The 15,330-nt window shown below is 66.3% G+C and carries 19 protein-coding genes; 8 read left to right on the forward strand and 11 right to left on the reverse strand.

The genetic code is table 11. The annotated features are described in order from the left end of the window. Positions 1–9: 9 nt before the first annotated feature. Both ACP97_RS12815 and ACP97_RS12820 read left to right on the forward strand, forming a co-directional pair. On the forward strand, positions 10–804 hold the full coding sequence (locus tag ACP97_RS12815) for a 2-amino-3,7-dideoxy-D-threo-hept-6-ulosonate synthase (RefSeq protein WP_049998189.1): 795 nt from the start codon (positions 10–12) through the stop codon (positions 802–804). A 227-nt stretch (positions 805–1,031) separates the two neighbouring features. Beyond that, the gene (locus ACP97_RS12820; RefSeq protein WP_049998190.1) at positions 1,032–2,222 is read left to right on the forward strand and encodes a 3-dehydroquinate synthase II; all 1,191 of its coding nucleotides are present in this window, start codon (positions 1,032–1,034) and stop codon (positions 2,220–2,222) included. Between the two features lie 89 nt (positions 2,223–2,311). Here the strand turns inward: ACP97_RS12820 and rimI are convergent, their stop codons facing one another. Beyond that, entirely contained in the window at positions 2,312–2,803 is a 492-nt protein-coding gene (gene rimI, locus ACP97_RS12825) for a ribosomal protein S18-alanine N-acetyltransferase (protein ID WP_049998191.1), read from the reverse strand. 61 nt (positions 2,804–2,864) lie between these two features. Between rimI and ACP97_RS12830 the strand changes: the two genes are divergently transcribed. Further along, positions 2,865–3,230: a cell division protein SepF gene (locus tag ACP97_RS12830; RefSeq protein ID WP_049998192.1), complete on the forward strand. Its 366-nt coding sequence runs from the start codon at positions 2,865–2,867 to the stop codon at positions 3,228–3,230. 90 nt (positions 3,231–3,320) lie between these two features. On the opposite strand, the gene ACP97_RS19100 is transcribed toward ACP97_RS12830, so the two are convergent. Then, on the reverse strand, positions 3,321–3,923 hold the full coding sequence (locus ACP97_RS19100) for a hypothetical protein (protein WP_237561161.1): 603 nt from the start codon (positions 3,921–3,923) through the stop codon (positions 3,321–3,323). Between the two features lie 43 nt (positions 3,924–3,966). On the opposite strand from ACP97_RS19100, the gene ACP97_RS20480 reads away from it, so the two are divergent. Next, positions 3,967–4,419, forward strand: coding sequence for a hypothetical protein (locus ACP97_RS20480; protein ID WP_202593625.1), 453 nt, complete (start codon positions 3,967–3,969; stop codon positions 4,417–4,419). A gap of 37 nt (positions 4,420–4,456) precedes the next feature. Here the strand turns inward: ACP97_RS20480 and ACP97_RS12840 are convergent, their stop codons facing one another. Together ACP97_RS12840 and ACP97_RS12845 are read right to left on the reverse strand one after the other, a co-directional pair. Then, positions 4,457–4,849, reverse strand: coding sequence for a DUF5611 family protein (locus ACP97_RS12840; RefSeq protein WP_049998194.1), 393 nt, complete (start codon positions 4,847–4,849; stop codon positions 4,457–4,459). Between the two features lie 26 nt (positions 4,850–4,875). Next, the gene (locus ACP97_RS12845; RefSeq protein WP_049998195.1) at positions 4,876–5,652 is read right to left on the reverse strand and encodes a DUF7093 family protein; all 777 of its coding nucleotides are present in this window, start codon (positions 5,650–5,652) and stop codon (positions 4,876–4,878) included. An 89-nt stretch (positions 5,653–5,741) separates the two neighbouring features. Between ACP97_RS12845 and ACP97_RS12850 the strand changes: the two genes are divergently transcribed. Both ACP97_RS12850 and ygfZ read left to right on the forward strand, forming a co-directional pair. Beyond that, positions 5,742–6,035 carry a DUF6432 family protein gene (locus ACP97_RS12850; protein ID WP_049998196.1) on the forward strand — a complete coding sequence of 98 codons (294 nt, stop codon included), beginning with the start codon at positions 5,742–5,744 and terminating at the stop codon, positions 6,033–6,035. Positions 6,036–6,072: 37 nt separating this feature from the next. Continuing rightward, positions 6,073–7,155, forward strand: coding sequence for a CAF17-like 4Fe-4S cluster assembly/insertion protein YgfZ (gene ygfZ, locus ACP97_RS12855; protein WP_049998197.1), 1,083 nt, complete (start codon positions 6,073–6,075; stop codon positions 7,153–7,155). Here the strand turns inward: ygfZ and ACP97_RS12860 are convergent. Further along, positions 7,152–8,237, reverse strand: a complete 1,086-nt coding sequence (locus ACP97_RS12860; RefSeq protein ID WP_049998198.1) for a geranylgeranyl reductase family protein — start codon at positions 8,235–8,237, stop codon at positions 7,152–7,154. The genes ygfZ and ACP97_RS12860 overlap by 4 nt on opposite strands. Before the next feature lie 90 nt (positions 8,238–8,327). Then, the gene (hemB, locus tag ACP97_RS12865; protein ID WP_049998199.1) at positions 8,328–9,356 is read right to left on the reverse strand and encodes a porphobilinogen synthase; all 1,029 of its coding nucleotides are present in this window, start codon (positions 9,354–9,356) and stop codon (positions 8,328–8,330) included. Between the two features lie 80 nt (positions 9,357–9,436). Here hemB and ACP97_RS12870 point away from each other — a divergent pair, with 80 nt between their 5' ends. Further along, the gene (locus ACP97_RS12870) at positions 9,437–9,961 is read left to right on the forward strand and encodes a DedA family protein (protein WP_049998200.1); all 525 of its coding nucleotides are present in this window, start codon (positions 9,437–9,439) and stop codon (positions 9,959–9,961) included. Between the two features lie 15 nt (positions 9,962–9,976). On the opposite strand, the gene ACP97_RS12875 is transcribed toward ACP97_RS12870, so the two are convergent. The 5 genes from ACP97_RS12875 to ACP97_RS12895 form a co-directional block, all read right to left on the reverse strand. Then, positions 9,977–12,130 carry a heterodisulfide reductase-related iron-sulfur binding cluster gene (locus ACP97_RS12875; RefSeq protein ID WP_049998201.1) on the reverse strand — a complete coding sequence of 718 codons (2,154 nt, stop codon included), beginning with the start codon at positions 12,128–12,130 and terminating at the stop codon, positions 9,977–9,979. A 99-nt stretch (positions 12,131–12,229) separates the two neighbouring features. After that, complete coding sequence (locus ACP97_RS12880; protein ID WP_237561162.1) at positions 12,230–12,568, reverse strand: hypothetical protein; 339 nt, start codon at positions 12,566–12,568, stop codon at positions 12,230–12,232. 25 nt (positions 12,569–12,593) lie between these two features. Next, on the reverse strand, positions 12,594–13,298 hold the full coding sequence (locus ACP97_RS12885; protein ID WP_049998202.1) for an energy-coupling factor transporter transmembrane component T family protein: 705 nt from the start codon (positions 13,296–13,298) through the stop codon (positions 12,594–12,596). After that, positions 13,292–14,005: an energy-coupling factor ABC transporter ATP-binding protein gene (locus ACP97_RS12890; protein WP_049998203.1), complete on the reverse strand. Its 714-nt coding sequence runs from the start codon at positions 14,003–14,005 to the stop codon at positions 13,292–13,294. Before ACP97_RS12890 ends, ACP97_RS12885 begins: the two co-directional genes overlap by 7 nt. After that, entirely contained in the window at positions 14,002–14,583 is a 582-nt protein-coding gene (locus ACP97_RS12895) for a biotin transporter BioY (protein ID WP_049998204.1), read from the reverse strand. The genes ACP97_RS12890 and ACP97_RS12895 overlap by 4 nt, the downstream gene beginning before the upstream one ends. 103 nt (positions 14,584–14,686) lie before the next feature. Between ACP97_RS12895 and ACP97_RS12900 the strand changes: the two genes are divergently transcribed. After that, a complete protein-coding gene (locus ACP97_RS12900) occupies positions 14,687–15,277 on the forward strand; it encodes a hypothetical protein (RefSeq protein ID WP_049998205.1) in 591 nt (196 codons plus the stop codon). Positions 15,278–15,330: the final 53 nt, after the last annotated feature.

Consider the following 15,330-nt stretch of genomic DNA (forward strand, 5'->3'; position numbering starts at 1 on the left):
ACTGTCAGTATGCACACCGGTACGCACGCACGACTCGGACGCATCGGAACCGACGGCCGCTACCTCGTGGTGCCGATGGACCACGGCCTCACCCTCGGCGCAGTGGCTGGACTCGCGGACATCGAATCCACCATTGACGCGGTGACACGCGGCGGCGCGGATTCGGTGCTCACACAGAAGGGCATCGCGCCCCGAGTCCATCCCAACTCGAACGAGGCGGGCTACATCGTTCATCTCAACGGCTCGACGGTCGGCGGCCCCGACACGAACGACAAACGAATCACGGGAACTGTGGAGGCGGCTATCCGCGCGGGTGCGGACGCCGTCTCGCTCCATCTCAACGTCGGCAGCGAGAGCGAACCGAAGCAGATCGAGGACCTCGCGCGCATCACCGAGCGCGCGACCGATTTCGGCATCCCCGTGCTGGCGATGACCTACGCGCGTGGGCCGGGCGTCGACGGGGCCGACCCGGAGCGCCTCGCCCACGCGGCCAGACTCGGCGAGGAACTCGGTGCCGACCTCATCAAGACCGGCTACTCGGGCGACGGCGAGAGTTTCAAACACGTGGTCGAGTCCACTCGTCTTCCTGTCCTCATCGCGGGCGGCAAACCCGAGAGCGACCGCGCCTCGCTCGAGGCTGTTCGCGGCGCGATGGACGCCGGCGCGGCGGGCGTCTCGATGGGCCGAACCGTCTTCCAGCACGAAAATCCCGAGGCGATGACGCGCGCAGTCTCCGGTGTGGTGCACGACGACCTCCCCGTTGAGGAAGCCCTCGACAGGGCCGGACTGGCCGTCGAAGCCTAGCGGAGCGCCGGCAGGTCGGCCAGCGGATCGAGCCGATGGGCAGGTTCGATGCCCACTGCGTTCGCGCCGACCACGTCCGACGCGGTGAGTCGTCGACGCGAACCACTCTGTCGAGCGCCTCATCGAGTACGTAATCAGAAATCTCGGTCGATCGTTGTCCAGGCCGTCTCGAAAGTCGCACGGCCGCTTTCGCCACGTTCAAGCCGGCCCGCTTCGAGCGCCACGGTATGACACGCTCGGTCTGGCTCAAAGCCGACGATTCGGTAGGAGATTGGGAGAGTAGGAAACGACGCATCACCGCCGGACTGGAGGCGGGTGTCGATTGGGTGCTCTGTGACGAGAGCGACGTTGCGCGTGTGCGCGAACTCGGCGCGGTGTCGGTCGCGGCCTTCGCCGACGACGGCGTGGACGTCATCGGAGACATCGAATCCGGCGAGCGGGACGCGACCATCGTCGGCAAGGACAGCGAGGGCGACGGGACCGTGGACCTCCCCGCCGACTTCTCCGGCTCGGCGGACCTCTCGGCGCTCAGACGGGGCGAGGCGGCGGGTGCCTACGTGCGTATCTTCAACGACGACTTCGAACAGTTCGCCGAGGAGGCCGCCGCAGCGGCCGACTACACCATCGTCGTCGGCGAGGACTGGACCATCATTCCTCTGGAGAATCTCATCGCGCGCATCGGCGACGAGACCGAACTGATCGCGGGCGTCGAGAGCGCGGCGGAGGCCCGGACGGCTTTCGAGACGCTCGAAGCCGGTGCCGACGGCGTGTTGCTCGACAGCGACGACCCCGACGAGATCCGGGAGACGGTCGAAATTCGGGACGACGCCGACCGCGAGAAACTCGACCTCCAGTGGGCCGAAATCACCGACATCGAGCAGGTCGGCTCCGCCGATAGAGTCTGTGTCGATACGGGGTCGCTGCTCGACGACGACGAGGGAATGCTCGTCGGCTCGATGTCGCGCGGACTCTTCTTCGTCCACGCCGAGACGGCCGAATCGCCGTACGTCGCCTCCCGACCGTTCAGAGTGAACGCGGGGGCCGTCCACGCCTACGTCCGCACGCCCGGTGGCGGGACGAAGTATCTCTCTGAACTCGGCAGCGGCGACGAAGTCCAAGTCGTGAACACCGACGGCCGGGCGCGCGAGGCGCTCGTCGGCCGGGCGAAGATCGAGCGCCGGCCGATGTTCCGCGTCGAGGCCGTCGTCGGCAGCGACATCGACGATGCCGAGGGCGACGACGTCGCCGGCGACCGTATCGAGACGCTGCTCCAAAACGCAGAGACCATCAAAGTCGCCACCCGCGAGGGACCGCGGGCGGTGACTGACCTCGAAGCCGGCGACGAGGTGCGCGTCCACTACGAGGCGACGGCCAGACACTTCGGCGAGGCGGTCGACGAGCGCATCGTCGAGAAATAGCGTGCGAACGGTCGTTTTCGTCCGTTTCGGATGTATCGTCGAGCAACCGCGCGTCGGGGCGGTCGACGGTTGCGAGCGTGGTGAGCGGGTCAGTCGAGTTCCCGGACGAGCACGAGCGCGTCCTCGCCGTCGGCGTAGTAGCCCTGCGCAGTCCGTCGGTGGACGAAGCCGTACCGTCGATAGAGCGCGAGCGCGGGGTCGTTGCTCTCGCGGACTTCGAGTTTCACCGTTCCGACCTGCTGGCGGCGCATGGTGTCGAGGGCGCGTTCGAGCAGCGTCGCGCCGATGCCCCGCCCTCGGTAGGTAGGTGCGACCGCGATGTCCTTGACGTGGCCGACCGCTTGACCGCGATGGCGTTCGCTGTTGGCGACCACGTAGCCGGCCACCTCGCTCGCTTCGTCACCGACGTCGGCGACGAGAAAGCCCGGACTCCCGAGAAAGCGCTCGAACGCGCGGTAGGGCCACGGCTGGGGGAAGGAGGCCTTCTCGATGCGAAATACCGCGAGCAGGTCGGCACGGACGGTCTCGCGGGTCCGTACGGGCTGGACGGCCGTCACACGACCGATACGGCCACGCGCCATATGAACACACCGGCCGTAGAGGGGTCGTAAGAGATATACCGAATCCGGCCGGCGTGAGCGCATGGGACTCATGGACGATCTTCTCGGGGGTGGCGGCTCCCGGCAGCGACAGGCCGGCGGCGAGTACGTCTCCCTCGACATCGACGACGTCGAGGGCGGCGTCGAGGCGGCGACGACGCAGGTACACATCGCGCGCATCGAGGGCCAGCGCGACGTCATCGACATCAAAAACGCCATCTACGACGGCGACATCGTCATCGCCGACATCACCCGTCACGCCACGACCGACCGCACGATGGAGCGCATCACGCAGGACCTCCAGGAGATCACCCGCGAGGTCGGCGGCGACATCGTCCAGAAGGCCGACGACCAGCTCATCATCACGCCCGCCACGGTCGGTATCAGCCGGACGAAACTCGGCGAGTAGGCTGACTTTCGCCGTCAGAACGGAATCGGTCGTCCTTTCGATAGCGCGAATCGCGCAGCAACCAGCGCATCTATCGGTCGATCCGACCTCCTACTCTCCTTTGGACACCTCTTCACCCGGCTGGAGGGTCGCCCACAACTCGTCGTTCTGGTAGATTTTCAGTGTCGCTGTTCCGTTGTTCGTCACCCTCGTGAGCCTGTGGTCGGACGAGAACGAATCGACACCACCGTCGGCGACGAATCCACCGGCGGCGGAATGGATTTGACCGGCGTTGTCGATATTCGAATAGTCGGGATGTTTCGCCGTTTGGTAGGGATTTGCCCCGTATTCCAGATAGATGGGATTGTACGACTCGTTTTTCGACGAGAGCCTATATCTCGATGCACCATCGCCGGCGGCTTCGACGGTAATCGTGTTGTTTCCCTTGGGCGGTGCCGACGGGCCGAAATCCTCTTCGACCCCCTCGCCCGGAGCAACGGTCCGTGTTTGGTTGCCGTTGACGTAGACGTACAACGTCGCGTTCCCGTTGTTTCTGAAGGAATAATGGGGAATCTCACCGGGGCTACCACCGTATGTATAGTAGCTATCTACTCCGCCATCGCCGATGTAGCCTTGAATGTAGTACGGATCGTCGTTGTATATCGCATCCGGGTACTTGGCGTTCTCTCTATCGGCCTCGGGACCGAGCTTCATTCCGACCTGATCGACATACACCCGATAATGTGACTCGCCGTCGTTGGCTGCGACGATCGTCAGGTTGTACGTGCCGTCGGGTCTCGACCGATCCGTTTGCGTCGCGGACTGCGTCGGAGTCGTCGTGGGCGTATCGGTCGATGTCGCCGTCCGTGTAGACGTCTCGGTTCGTGTCGGCGTGGACGTCGGTGTTGATGTCTCCGTTGGCGTGGGTGTGGATATTGGTGTCGGCGTTTTCGTCCCCGTCTCCGTCGCAACACTCGTCGGGCTGGCTGTGGATGTCACCGTAGCCGTCGCGGTCCCCGTCGTCGTAGTCGCACCGGACGAAACGGATGTCGCCGTCTCCTCCAACACTGCGCTGGTGGTTTCCTGTGCGTTTGGGTCGTCGGTGAGGCTCGCACAACCGGCGGACAAGACGAGCACCATCGCAATCACGGCGACGGCCGTCCGTCGCATCGACTTCGTCGGCATGGGTAGGACTCATTGCCCTGCCTAATAACGCTACATGGATCACGACCGACCTGTGGACGACTTCAGACGTTTTCCGGTGTGTCCGCGTCGTCTTCGACTGTCCGCTTCATCGACTCACGACGACTTTTCGCATCCCTCCCGGTCGCTTCGAGCAGGAAATCGTTCTTCGCGTCCACCGCATCCGCCGCGGCGTCGGCGTTGCCCTCGGCGATGACCTCCTCGGCGGGGCGCTCCTCGAAGTGCACAGCCAAAGTATCCTTCTTCGAGCCGTACTCAACCGTGCCGGCGACGATGCGCTCGAAGACCGGATTCTCTGGGTCTTCGACTACGTAGAGGTCGCTGCCCTCGTAGGCCTCGGTCGCGGTCGGCGGGCCGAAGTACTCCTCGATGGTCGCTTCCATGTCGGGGATTCGCTCCTCCAAGTGCTCGCCGCGGCGCATCTTGTACTCACGCATGGACGCCTGCTTTGCGAGGGGTGAATTTACCCCTTTCGCGTCTCCCACGCGAGGTACCCCGTCCCACAGTCGGGACAGATGTCGCCCGCTCGCAGCGGCGAGTCCGCGATCGGGCTGGTGAACGTACAGGCCCCACACGAAAGCGCGTCGCCCGGCTTCCGGCTCTGTCGCTTCCCGCGGGTCGCCGCTTCGCCCTCCTCGCTTTCGTGTGTCGTCCCCGCGGTGGTTCCGTCGGGCCAGCGACCGACGGCCGCGCCGCCGTCGACGAGCGACCCCGAGGAATCGAGACCGTCCGCCGCGGTGTCGGGTTCGCCCGGCCACTCGCCGGGTTCGCGCGCCGGCCGCTGCGGGTCGCTGCCGTGCTCGATGCGGTCGATCGGGACCGGTTCCGTGGGTTCGACGGGCTCCGATTCGTCCCTCCCGGTTTCGGACACCTCCGCCGGCTCGGCCGTCTCGGGGGAGTGGCTCGCCGGCGATTCGCGCTCGTCCGCGGGCGGGTCGGCCGGTGTGGGTTCCTCGACCGTTCGTTCGTCCCCCTCGGTGGTCTCGATGGCGACGCCCTCCTCGGTCATCGCCGAACCGTTCGTGGCGACGACCGTGCCGTCGGGTTCGCGGACGACGCCGGCGGCCGATTCGAGCGCCGTGACTTCCGTGTTTGCGGAGATCGTTCGTGTGTGGCCGCAGTTGCGACAGCGCTCGACGCGCTTTGCCGTTCGAATCAGTTCGTTGCCGTCCTCGTCGCGCTCGCGCTCGACCTCGCTGTCGCCGTAGTCGTGCCCGAGCAGCGAACACTTGACTCCCATCGGGATGTGGTTTCGTATCCCGTGCAATAAAGACTACTGTTGTTCGCCGAGGGATAAGCGTAAGACAGGTCCCGACGAACCACCCATCCATGAGGGCAAAGCGCGAGTTCCGGGACCGCGGGACGACCGAGGTGGCCGTCCTCGACGCGCTGGTCGACCGTCAGGAGGGCATGACGGTGTTCGAACTCCGCTCGCACGCCGACGTCGGCATCGACGAACTCGAAACCGCGCTGGCGGCGCTCAAAGACGACGGTCTCATCGAGACCAGCACCGAAAACGGCCGTCTGCACATCGCCCCCGACGAACGGGTCGTGCCGGACCCCGGTGAGGACAACCACGACCCGTCGTTTTTCGACAGGCTCCGCGAGCGCTTTGGCCTGTAGGACACGCCTTATCCGCGACCGAGACCCACCGTTCGTAATGACGCTCGTCGAAACCCTTCACGAATCGCACGGCGCGACCTTCGAAGAGCGCGGTGGCGTCCGCGTCGCCAGTCATTACGGTCGCCCCGAGCGCACGCAGCTGGCAGTCAGAAACGTCGTCGGCGTCATCGAGATGGGGTATGGCGTGCTGACCGTGACTGGTGAGGACAGAGTCGAGTTCGTCGACAACGCCGTCTCGAATCGCGTGCCCCGCGAGGACGGCGCGGGCTGTTACGCATTGCTCTGTGACCCACAGGGCAAAATCGAGACCGACCTCTACATCTACACCACCGCCGAGCGCCTCCTGATTTTCACCCCGCCCGACCGCGCCGAAGCCGTGGCGGAGGACTGGTCGGCGAAGACGTTCATCCAGGACGTGGAAATCGAGGTTTCGACCACCGAATTCGGCGTCTTCGGCGTGCACGGCCCGAAGGCCACCGAGAAGATCGCCAGCGTCCTGAACGGCGCGAGCACGCCCGAAGAAAAACTCCGATTCGTCCGTGGGTCGATGGGCGACGACGGCGTGACGGTGATTCGAGAGGACGGTCTCACCGGCGAGGAGGGCTATACCGTGGTCTGTGCCGCCGACGTGGCCGAATCGGTGTTTGACACGCTCATCAACAACGGCCTGAACGCCGCACCCTTCGGCTATCGGACGTGGGATGCGCTCACGCTCGAAGCCGGCACGCCGCTGTTCGACACCGAGCTTCGCGGGCGAATCCCGAACGTGCTCGGCCTGCGCAACGCGCTCGACTTCGAGAAGGGCTGTTATGTGGGTCAAGAAGTCGTCTCACGCGTCGAGAACCGTGGACAGCCGAGCCGCCGACTCGTCGCTCTCGCTCCCGACAGCCTTCCCGAAGCGGGTGCGGCGGTCTTCGACGGGGATAGCACAGTCGGCGAGGTGACGCGCGCGGTCGAGAGTCCCGTGCGCGAGAGACCGCTCGCGCTCGCGCTGGTCGGGTTCGACTGCGACGCCGAGGACGTAACTGTCCGCATCGACGGCGAGGAGCGCGCGGCGACCGTCGAGACGCTCCCGTTCGTCGACGGCAGCGACCGCTCGGCGCGGCTACCCACCTATTAGGACCGCGAGAGCAGTGTCTTCAAACTCTCCGGCGAGAACAGCGTCGAGGGCTTGTCCATGTGGACGCCGATTTCGCCCGACAGCGCGCCGAGACCCGCTTTCTGGACGGGTTCGGGCAGTGAATACGCCCGCCGGACCCAGTGGCCGAGCCGAATCTCGCGCGCGAGGTCCCCGCGCCACGCCTCCTCGTATTTTTCGAGGGTTTCGGGTCGCCGGGGATCGATCTCGCGGGCGGCGTGGTCGGCGGCGGTCATCCCGTAGAGGATGCCGCCGCCGGTGAACGGTTTGGTCTGGGCGGCGGCGTCGCCGACGAGGAAGGCCCGGTCGCTCGTGACGCGCTCTGCCGGTCCGATGGGGATCATCCCGGCACAGTTCTCACCGGTCTCGACGCCATATTCGTCGAGGAATCGGTCGAACAGGTCAGTCGCGTTCTCGCCCGGTGCGGCCCCGAGACCGTACTCGACGCCCGCCTCGCCTCTCGGGATGCGCCACGCGAAGAATTCGGGGACCGTGAGGTGGACGTCGACGTGCGCGCCGGGGTCGCGTTCGTCCGAGAAGGCGAGGATTCCCTGGAGTTTCTCGCCCGGTTCGGGCATGGCGAGTTCGCGGCGTACCCGCGAAACCGGCCCGTCACAGCCCGCGACCATCCTCGTTCGGACGGTCTCGGTGCCGTCGGGCGTGCGCACCGTCACCGTTGCGTGATCCTCGTTCTCCTTGACGCCGACGACGCTGTGGTTCTCCCGGAGGTCGGCTCCCGCCTCGCGGGCCGCGCGCGCGAGCGTACGGTCGAGTCCTACCCTGTCGATGACGTTTGAAATGGTCTCGTCCTTGTAGAAGAGCTGGCTGTCGCTGCCGGGACCGCCGACGTGAAAGCGCGCGCCCGAAATCTCGTTCTGGAGCAGTTCCTCGCGCGCGCCCTCGGGCGTGAACTTCCAGATGTCGGTGGAGACGTGGCCTGAGCAGGCGAGCGGGCGTCCCACCTCGCCGCGTTCGAGACAGAGCACGTCGTGGCCCGCATGGGCCGCCTGCCGGGAAAAGCGCGCACCGGCGGGTCCGGCCCCCACGACGACGAAATCGTACATGGAGTAGCTCTGCCCGCGTTCGTCCAAGTATCTTCCCTCTCGCCGGCGCCCGGCTTGATGTCCACTCGCCTCCGACGGGTTGCAACGGATTCAGAGCGTCTCGGCGACGCTCTCGGCGAAGTAGGTGACGATCAGGTCCGCGCCGGCGCGTTTTATCGAGAGCAGCGACTCGTGGGCGACCTCTTCGATGTCGAGCCAGCCGTTCTCGGCGGCCGCGTGGAGCATCGCGTACTCGCCGGAGACGTTGTAGGCCGCCACGGGCCGGTCGGTGTGCTCGTCGACCCGCCCGACGACGTCGAGATAGGGGAGTGCCGGTTTGACCATCAGCACGTCCGCGCCCTGCTCGACGTCGAGATCGACCTCCCGCAGCGCCTCGTCGGAGTTTGCGGGGTCCATCTGGTAATGCCGGCGGTCGCCGAAGGCCGGTGCGCCGTCGGCGGCGTCCCGAAACGGTCCGTAAAAGGCCGATTCGTACTTCGCGGCGTAGCTCATGATCGGAATATCGGTGTATCCCGCTCCATCAAGCGCCTCCCGGATCGCGCCGACCATCCCGTCGGTGGCGCTGCTCGGGGCGATCATGTCCGCGCCCGCCGCGGCGTGGCTCTTGGAGATCTTGCCGAGCAAGTCTAGGGTTTCGTCGTTGTCCACGGTGAGGTCCGATTCCTGTTCGCTCGCCGCTACACCGCCATCGGTTTCCACACGTTCCCAGCGCTCGCGCGCGCCGTCGTCGAGCACCCCGCAGTGGCCGTGGTCGGTGTACTCACAGAGACAGACGTCGGTGATCGTGAAAACGTCCGTTTCGTCGGAAATACGGCGGAGTGCGCGCTGGACGACGCCATCCTCGGCCCACGCGCGGGTCCCTCGGGCATCCTTCGATCCGGGGATGCCGAACAGGATGATCGACTCGACGCCCGTTTCTTGGATTTCCTCGACGCGCGCGACTGCCTCGCTCACGGGCACGCGCTCATGGCCCGGCATGGATTCGATGGGCACCTGCTCGTCGGTCGTGGCGTCGACGAACACCGGCGCGACGAGGTCGCTTTCGTGGAGGTGCGTCTCGCCGACCAGTTCCCGAAGTCCGTCCCGGCGGAGCCGTCGCGGGCGGCGCGTGAGGTCCATATTCCTCTATCGCCCGCGAGCGTCAAAACACCCGCGCCATGACGCAAACGATTTACGAATCTGCGGAGTAACCTCCGCCAATGGCTGCGGTCCTCCAAATCGCCGAGATGCCGCCCTACCTTCGGGACCTGCTGAACTCCGAGTACGCCCTGCTCATCCTCTTCGGTGTGTTCGTCCTCGAAGGGGCGATGTTGATGTACTTCATGCCGAGCGAGGCCATCGTGCCCGTCTCGATCGGTCTGCTCGGCACCACGATCCCGACCATCACGACCATCATCGGCGTCGCCGTCCTCGGCGCGACCGTCGGGCAGGTCGGCCTGTTCGTGCTCGCGAAGCGCGGCGGCCGCGAGTGGCTGCTCGAAAAGCGCTGGTTCCGGGTGAGCGATTCGAGTCTCGACCGTTTCGACGGCTGGTTCGAGCGCTGGGGGCCCGTGGTGGTGCCGGTGAGCAACGCCCTGCTGTTCACCCGCGGGATGCTCACCGTGCCCGCGGGCTTCGCCGAGATGAGCACCCGAAAGTTCGTCGTCCTCTCGGCGATCGGCACCGTGATCTTCGAGTCGGCGCTCGCTGCGCTCTCGCTCGGCGTCATCGAAGTCGCGTTCTGAAACCCGTCGACGGCGTCAGTCGTCTGCCGGGGCTGCGCCCGCGTTCGTCCCGGCCGCTTCGGCCGCACCGCCCGATTCGAGCGCCTCCGCCAGTAGCTCCGAGAGGCCGACGATCTCGATGCGCTCCTCGAAATCGCCCGTCTTCCGGCCGTCCTCGTACATCGTCATGCACATCGGGCAGGCGACGACGAATTTTTCAACGTTGCTCCCGGCGTCGGTGTCTTCGAGCGCCTCCCGCAGGCGCTCCTCGCTCGGTTTGGGCTCCTCGTCGAAGTCCATCCAGAGCCCGCCACCACCGCCGCCACAACAAAAGGAGTTCGCCCGGTTTCGCGGCATCTCGTGGAGATCCGCGCCGGTGCGCCGGACGAGGTCGCGAGGAGCCTCGAACTCGTCGTTCATCCGCCCGAGATGGCAGGGGTCGTGGTAGGTCACCGTATAGTCGAGTTCGGTGCCCGAGAGATTCAACGCGCCGCCGTCGGCGAGGTCCTGAACGACCTGTGTGTAGTGATGGACGTCGACTGCGCCATCCGAATTCCACTCGACGCCGTCGAGTTCGGGATACTCGTTTTTGAACGTATTATAACTATGAGGATCGGTACAGACGAGTGTCTCGAATTCGCACTCCTCGAAAGCGGCGGCGTTGTCCTCGGCGAGCATCTCGTAGAGACCCTCTTCGCCGACCCGCCGCACGTCGTTGCCGTCGTTCTGCTCGTCCTCGTAGAGGATACCATAGGAAACGTCCGCGTGCTCGAAGATGGTTGCCAGCGAGCGCGCGATGCGCCTGTTGCGCTCGTCGTAGGAGGGATAGTCGCCGACGTACCAGAGATATTCGACGGACTCGTCGCGCGCGTCGGGCACGTCGAAATCCAACTCCTCGACCCAGTCGGGGCGTTTGCGTTCGGGGTCCCCAAATGAATTGCCCTGCTGGAAGACGTCCATCATCGTCTCCTGCACGTTGTCGTCCATCTCACCCATCTCGGTCAGCCGGCGGTTCATCTCCGTGAATTGGGGAACGTGCTCGATATCGACGGGGCAGGCGTCCATACAGGCCATACAGGACATACAGGACTCCATCGTGCGCGAATCGACGACGCCACCGCCGTCGGCGACGATCTCCTTGGTCTCGCCGCCGGCGTTCACCGACTCGCGGTAGCCTTTCAGATCGAGAATGACGTTACGAGGATCGAGCGGTCGGCCCGACGCTTTGGCCGGACAGACCGACGAACAGCGCCCGCACTTGGTGCAGGCGTCCTGGTCGAGCATCTGTTTCCAGGACATGTCCTCGATTTCGGTGAAGCCGATCTCGTCGGGGGCCGCGTCGGTCGGCACCCCAGGTAGGCGGACGCCCGCTTTCTCGTCGCGCGTGACGACGTTGGCGAAACTCGATAGCATGTGGAACGGTTTGGCGTATGGCACGGCGGCGACGAACCCGAGGGCGAGCAGCGAGTGCGACCACCACGTCACGGGGTATATCGTGCGTGCGAGTTCGCCAGAGACGCCAGCGCCTTGGAGGACGAGCGCGACGAACCACCCCACGAAACTCACCGTCTCGAAGTCCGGGAAGCCGGTTCCGAGGATGCGCACGCCCTCGACGAGATAGCCGCCGACGGCGAGCAAGAACAGCGTCCAGACGAACGCGCCGTCTTCGAGGCTCGTGTGTCGGTCCCAGAGGCGCTCGTTGCGGACGCCGTATCGCCGGTAGATCGCCATGCCGAGACCGACGACGAACAGCAGTCCAAGCGCGTCCATCACCAGCGAGTACGAGAGGTAGAAATCGCCGACGAAGAAGGATTGCTCCTCGCCGAGGAACCCGGTGATCAGTCGGTAGCCGTCAATGTCGACCATTAGAATGGTGGTGCCGATGAGCAGCGTGAGAAACCCCCACATGATGAAGGCGTGCATCAACCCTCCATAGAGGTCGCGGTTGAACTGCTTCTCGTTCGAGACCACGATTTTGGCGGCGCTGGCGATCCGTCCGGGGAGGTCGTCGAGGCGGGCGAACGCGTCCTCGGTCCCGCGGAGATAGCGTCCGAAGCGGTCGTACACTCCGTAGAGGAGGACGGCGATCGCCAGGAAGGCGAGGAAGTAAAAGAGCGCCTTGCCGACGGGACCGATCAGCCAGAACGTCTCACGGGTGACGGTTTCACCCGTCTGGAGCACGAGTGTCATCGATTATCGTCGTAGAGTCGGGCGGCCGGGTTAAATCTTGGCAACGTCACACCGTCTGCCTGCCGTCGTGCGGAAACTGACAACGTGTTTCGAATTCCCTCACGCCGCCCGGTAGTACGCGACGACGTCGTCCTCCTCCCGGCGCACGCGCTTTTCGGCCGCACCGTCGGCGACGAGCCGTTCGAGGGCCATCTCGACGAGCAGCTCAGAGCGCGTCTTCGAGGCCTGCCAGTCGAGCGCCTCGACGAGGGCGGTCAGCGGTTCGAACCCCTCCGCTTCCGGGCCCGCGTCCCGGAAGAAGTCCTCGACGCAGTACGCCCGTTCGGCGTCCTCGGCGAGCACTTCGTGGACGCGCGCGAGGACGTCCCGCGTCGGTTCGGCCTCGTCCCACTCGGCTTCGGTGAGCACCATATCCCGCCGTTCGGGACCATCGCCCATACGTCTGCTGCCGGCAACGCCGGACTCACCACAGCGCCCAGCCGAACAGCCCGAGCGCCAGCACGAGCGCCGGGACGTCGATCCGTGAGAACCGAAGCACCGGCAGCGTCGGGTTCCACGCGAAACAGCGCGCACGGAGCGCCAGTTCCAGCCGCTCGGCCCGCGCGAACGCCCGGCGAACCCCCGCGACGGCGACGAGTTCCATCCGCTCGCCGAGCGCGCGCTCGCTTCCGAGGCGTGCCCGCATCGCCGTGCGCGCCCGCGTGAGGTCGGCAAAGATCACCGGAAGGAACCGGAAGACGAGCGCCACGCCGGTTCCACAGAGCCGCCCGAGTCGGCCCGGCAGGATTCGCTGAATCGCCGCCCGCGAGTCGCGCACCGGCGTCGTCCTGACGTAGGCGACGCTCACGACCAACACGAGCAGCACGCGATAGCTCGCAAGCGCGGGCGCGAGCGCCTCGACAGGGGCGACCCACGGTGGATCGAGCACGAGCGCGGCGAGCAGCGGTCCGGCGACCAGAAACGGTAGCGCGTAGCGGACCTCCCACGCCGCGACGAGCGGCGACAGCCTCGCTGCCGCGAGGACGCCCCCCACGAGAAGCGTCGCAATCGCAAGCCCGCGCGGGCTGGTGTGGGAAAAGGCCGCGAGCGCGAAACCCACCTGAACGGCGAGTTTTGCCCGCGGGTCGAGCCGGTGGGCGAGGGAGTTCCCGGGGTCGTAGCTCAACACGGCGCGCGGACGCCGAGTTCGGGGAGTTGCTCGCGCGCCGCTTCAGGGGCGGCGTCGACCGCCACGCGACCGTCGGCCATCACGAGTACGCGGTCGGCGAGCGCGAGCAGGTCGCGCAGGTCGTGTGTGACGACGACGATGCCCGTCCCCGCGGCGTGCAGCGCGCTCAATCGTGAACAAACCGACTCGCGCGCTGGCTGGTCGAGTCCGGCGAACGGCTCGTCGAGCACCAGATGGTCGGGACTCATCGCCAGCGCGCCCGCGATGGCGACCCGGGCCTGCTCGCCGCCCGAGAGCCGGTCGATGCGTTCGTCATCTCGGCCCTCCATCCGCACCGCCGCGAGCGCCTCGGCCACCCGCCCGTCGATTTTCTCCCTCCCGAGTCCGAGGTTCTCCGGCCCGAAGGCCACGTCCGCGCCCACCGTCGCAGCGACGAACCCGTCGCGCGGGTCCTGAAACGTCATCGCCACGGCGGTCCGGGCGGCCACGAGGTTTTCACCGACCGGCTGGCCGTTCACCGACACAGTTCCCGAATCGGGTTCGAGGAGTCCGTTGAACTCCCGGATGAGCGTCGTCTTACCCGACCCGTTGGGTCCCGCGAGCACGACGAACGACCCGTCTTCGATGGTGAGCGAGACGCCATCGACGGCCGGTGTGCCCGGCCCGTCGTCCCCGTGGCGATAGACGAGGTTTCGGGTTTCAATCATGTGGCGACGATCGCGTCGCTGCGGACGATGGCGACGGCCGCGGCGATCTTCAACAACTCGGCCGGCACGAACGCCGCCGCGCCGGCGAGAAACGCCTCGACGGGATCCAAATTCTGGACAACCATCAGCCCGAGCACGCCGCTGGCGTAGATGACGACGGTACCGACCAGCAACGCACCGACCAGCCTCCCCAGCCCCACCTCATCGGGGTCGGCGAGCGTCCGCCCACCGTGGACGACAGCACCGATGACCAGCGCCGCGAACGGGTAGGCGAGGAGATAGCCGGCCGTCGGGCCGAGCAAGACCCCCAATCCCGCTGCCCCGCTCGAAAACACCGGTGCGCCGAGCGCGCCCGCGAGCAGATACAGCCCACAGGCCGCGGCCCCCCAGACCGGCCCGAGGAAGACACCGGCCAGAAAGACGCCGAGGACCTGTAACGTGACCGGCGCGGGCGAGACCGGGTTCGGAAAGCTCACGTAGGCGAACGCACCGAGCAGGGCGGCGAACAGCGCTGCACGCGCGAGGTTCCTCACAATCTCGTCGTCGACGAGTTCCGTCTCCCGGTTTTCGGCGCTCATGTCTCTCACGGTCGCCGTCAACCAGTATAATCGAATCGGTTGACGAACCGGCCCTCGCCGGCGGCAGGCTTTTATCGACGGGTGTCAGACGGTCCGTCCCCGGATGGACGAGAAAACGGAGTCATTGCGTGACATCTTCATCGACGTCACCGACGAGTCGACCGTGACCGAACGACAGGAGGACACGCGCGGCTCGCTCGCGCGTGAGGGCACGCCCGAGGAGCGGACGCGGGAGGTCGTCGAGGCGATGGACGAGCGCTACGACCTCACGACCGACCTCGACGTGGAGCGGCTGGTCGAACTCGTCGCAGCCTTTTACGGCGAAGAGGACGACGCCGCCATCGCCGAGGCGCTGGGCGTATCGCCCGAAACCGTCGAGCGCGCCCGTCTCGACCTCCACCTCGCCCGCGAGCGCGACACTGACGCCCCCATCGAACCGAGCGCGCTCCGCGAACGCCTTGACGACGCCGACGCCGCAACGGTCGCCGCCGATCTCGGCGTGCCCGAGTCCACGGTCGAGGACTACCGACGGGTCGCCGAAACGCAGGCCGCCCGCCGCACGGTCGGCGACCGCTTTCGCGAGGCGTTCGACGAGATCTATCTCGACACCGACCTCGCCGCCCACACCGACGACGTCACTCGGGACGGACTCGACGAGGCGACCGAGGGGATGGAGAACGAACTCTCGCTCTGAAGCCCACCGTCGCACCCGTCGGGGCGCTTGTTTTCGTCGCCACGAACGGCCTG

The organism is Halococcus sediminicola (assembly GCF_000755245.1).
GTDB lineage: Archaea > Halobacteriota > Halobacteria > Halobacteriales > Halococcaceae > Halococcus > Halococcus sediminicola.

Coding starts and splice junctions, on each gene's coding strand:
- ACP97_RS12830 (WP_049998192.1), top strand. CDS start 2,865: ATGGGACTCATGGACGATCTTCTCGGGGGTGGCGGCTCCCGGCAGCGA.
- ACP97_RS12840 (WP_049998194.1), bottom strand. CDS start 4,849: ATGCGTGAGTACAAGATGCGCCGCGGCGAGCACTTGGAGGAGCGAATC.
- ACP97_RS12870 (WP_049998200.1), top strand. CDS start 9,437: ATGGCTGCGGTCCTCCAAATCGCCGAGATGCCGCCCTACCTTCGGGAC.
- ACP97_RS12815 (WP_049998189.1), top strand. CDS start 10: ATGCACACCGGTACGCACGCACGACTCGGACGCATCGGAACCGACGGC.
- ACP97_RS12880 (WP_237561162.1), bottom strand. CDS start 12,568: ATGGGCGATGGTCCCGAACGGCGGGATATGGTGCTCACCGAAGCCGAG.
- ACP97_RS19100 (WP_237561161.1), bottom strand. CDS start 3,923: ATGAAGCTCGGTCCCGAGGCCGATAGAGAGAACGCCAAGTACCCGGAT.
- rimI (WP_049998191.1), bottom strand. CDS start 2,803: ATGGCGCGTGGCCGTATCGGTCGTGTGACGGCCGTCCAGCCCGTACGG.
- ACP97_RS12875 (WP_049998201.1), bottom strand. CDS start 12,130: ATGACACTCGTGCTCCAGACGGGTGAAACCGTCACCCGTGAGACGTTC.
- ACP97_RS12895 (WP_049998204.1), bottom strand. CDS start 14,583: ATGAGCGCCGAAAACCGGGAGACGGAACTCGTCGACGACGAGATTGTG.
- ACP97_RS12820 (WP_049998190.1), top strand. CDS start 1,032: ATGACACGCTCGGTCTGGCTCAAAGCCGACGATTCGGTAGGAGATTGG.
- ACP97_RS12860 (WP_049998198.1), bottom strand. CDS start 8,237: ATGTACGATTTCGTCGTCGTGGGGGCCGGACCCGCCGGTGCGCGCTTT.
- ACP97_RS12850 (WP_049998196.1), top strand. CDS start 5,742: ATGAGGGCAAAGCGCGAGTTCCGGGACCGCGGGACGACCGAGGTGGCC.
- hemB (WP_049998199.1), bottom strand. CDS start 9,356: ATGGACCTCACGCGCCGCCCGCGACGGCTCCGCCGGGACGGACTTCGG.
- ACP97_RS12900 (WP_049998205.1), top strand. CDS start 14,687: ATGGACGAGAAAACGGAGTCATTGCGTGACATCTTCATCGACGTCACC.
- ACP97_RS12845 (WP_049998195.1), bottom strand. CDS start 5,652: ATGGGAGTCAAGTGTTCGCTGCTCGGGCACGACTACGGCGACAGCGAG.
- ACP97_RS12890 (WP_049998203.1), bottom strand. CDS start 14,005: ATGATTGAAACCCGAAACCTCGTCTATCGCCACGGGGACGACGGGCCG.
- ygfZ (WP_049998197.1), top strand. CDS start 6,073: ATGACGCTCGTCGAAACCCTTCACGAATCGCACGGCGCGACCTTCGAA.